Annotated in this window: 2 protein-coding genes; one reads left to right on the top strand and one right to left on the bottom strand. The window is 61.4% G+C overall.

The genetic code is table 11. The annotated features are described in order from the left end of the window. The first annotated feature begins 48 nt into the window (after positions 1-48). On the top strand, positions 49-651 hold the full coding sequence (locus tag B3C64_RS00240) for a TetR/AcrR family transcriptional regulator (RefSeq protein ID WP_414632137.1): 603 nt from the start codon (positions 49-51) through the stop codon (positions 649-651). Between the two features lie 32 nt (positions 652-683). On the opposite strand, the gene B3C64_RS00235 is transcribed toward B3C64_RS00240, so the two are convergent. After that, entirely contained in the window at positions 684-1,724 is a 1,041-nt protein-coding gene (locus B3C64_RS00235; protein WP_291532922.1) for a diacylglycerol/lipid kinase family protein, read from the bottom strand. Positions 1,725-1,836: the final 112 nt, after the last annotated feature.

Below are 1,836 nucleotides of genomic sequence, written 5' to 3'. Positions count from 1 at the left end.
CGTCAACACGCATCGCATGGTCGGGATGCGCGGCACCGGCAAGGAGACATGATGGGAAAACGACGAGATTCCGATTCACCAATCGCCATTGGCGACGCGCGACGCGCGCAGATCGTGCAGGCGACACGGGAGATTTGTCTGGAAAAGGGATTTTCCAAAATCACCATCAGCGATATCGCGGAGCGTGTCGGCATGACCCGCTCGCTGTTCTACCACTACTTCCAAAACAAGGACCAAGTGGCCGACGCCGTGCTCGACGCCGTCATCGACGAGGTCATATCCCAATTGAGGGAGTGGAACGCGAACCGCGAACCGGGCAATATCTCAAAGGCCCTCGACGACATGGTCCGGCTGACCAAATCCCTCATCGCCGACGAAGGACCGTTCAGCCAACGCATGATCACCAGCGGCAATGCGGGACTGTATCTCAGATTCATCGATCGGACGGCCGACAGCATCGCGGAATACCTTTGCGGCTCGACGGTACGCGAGTTCAAAAAGCTCCACGGCATGCCCATCGTCAACGAACATGAGACCTTCTATACGCTTATCGTCGGCCTGATCTCGCTGATTCGGCTGCATCCCGACATCGAAGACGGCGTCATCAGGCAGATTGTGGCGCAGACGCTGCACTTGAACGAATACCTCTGACGGATCCGTGCAGACGGCATCACCATACGCCACTACTCGAGGAAATCTCCGGTGATGGGGTCGCGGCGGTCGCGCGCGATGCGTTCGCATGCCGTCGTCTCACCGTCCTTCCAAGACCGCAGCACCGCCGGCGGGACCAATACGCGCAACGCGCGTCCGCGCGCTTCGACATGGACCGGCAACCGTCCGACGTATTCGCCGTCGGCCATCATCGTCGGCGGCTCCGCGCCACTGTCCGCACGGGTGATGTCGACGCTTCGCACACGTTTCCATCCGAACACCCTGCATCCGAGCAGTCCGCCGCTGTATGCGTGAGCCACGGCATCGGCACATTCCGGAAGATTCGGCACATGCCTCAGCCACACCAGATCGAGCAGACCGTCGTCGAACTGCGAATACGGCGACACTTCGATTCCTCCGCCGATATGCCGCGAATTGGCGACGGTCAGCAGCGGCGAGATGATATCCCGCTCATCCGTCGACCCATCCGCCAGCGTGGCCTTGACATGATAGCCGTACTGCTTCATATGGGCCAGTTCCACCAATACCGCGGCGAAATACCGCAGCGAGCCGTTGGGCAGCCGTGAATGATTCGCCCGATCGTTGATGCTCGCATCCAGGCCGCACGACAGCATTCCCGCATAGTAGCGGCATTCCGCTCCTGAGGATGCGACGCCCATATCGACGCCAAGGTGGCTCTCCCGCACGATCGCTCCCACGATGCCTTCCACCGCGACATCGACACGGTTGATCGGCAGGCCGAGCCCGCGGGCGAAATCGTTGCCCGATCCGGTGGCGACGATGCCCAACGGCTTGCCGGAGACGCCGACGGCGTTGACGCCAAGCGACACCATGCCGTCGCCGCCCACGACCACCAGATGGTCGTAGGCCCGGCTTCTGGCGTTGGCAAGCGAATCGTCGAAATCGACTCCCGTCAGGTCAACGACGTCGAAACCATGTCTGCTCCCTGCCTGGCTCAGCAATGTGACGACCTGCTCGCAGGTTCCGGCGCCCCTGCCCTTGTTCGAGGTCGGGTTGCCCACCACGGCAATGATCGTTCGCATAGGTGTCATTCCACTCATATCTCAGTACAGTAACCGCGGACCATGCCGTTCGCCACGGCGTCCGCCCTTCGCGGCACGGATCCGCCATTGCGATGTGGACTTATGCGGCCACATGGCGACC

Origin of the sequence: Bifidobacterium sp. UBA6881, assembly GCA_002451435.1 — a bacterium.
Taxonomy (GTDB): domain Bacteria; phylum Actinomycetota; class Actinomycetes; order Actinomycetales; family Bifidobacteriaceae; genus Bifidobacterium.
This window is presented reverse-complemented; position numbering and strand designations above follow the sequence as displayed.

Excerpts from the sequence above, each read along its gene's own strand:
- B3C64_RS00240 (WP_414632137.1), top strand. The coding sequence starts at position 49 with ATGATGGGAAAACGACGAGATTCCGATTCACCAATCGCCATTGGCGAC.
- B3C64_RS00235 (WP_291532922.1), bottom strand. The coding sequence starts at position 1,724 with ATGACACCTATGCGAACGATCATTGCCGTGGTGGGCAACCCGACCTCG.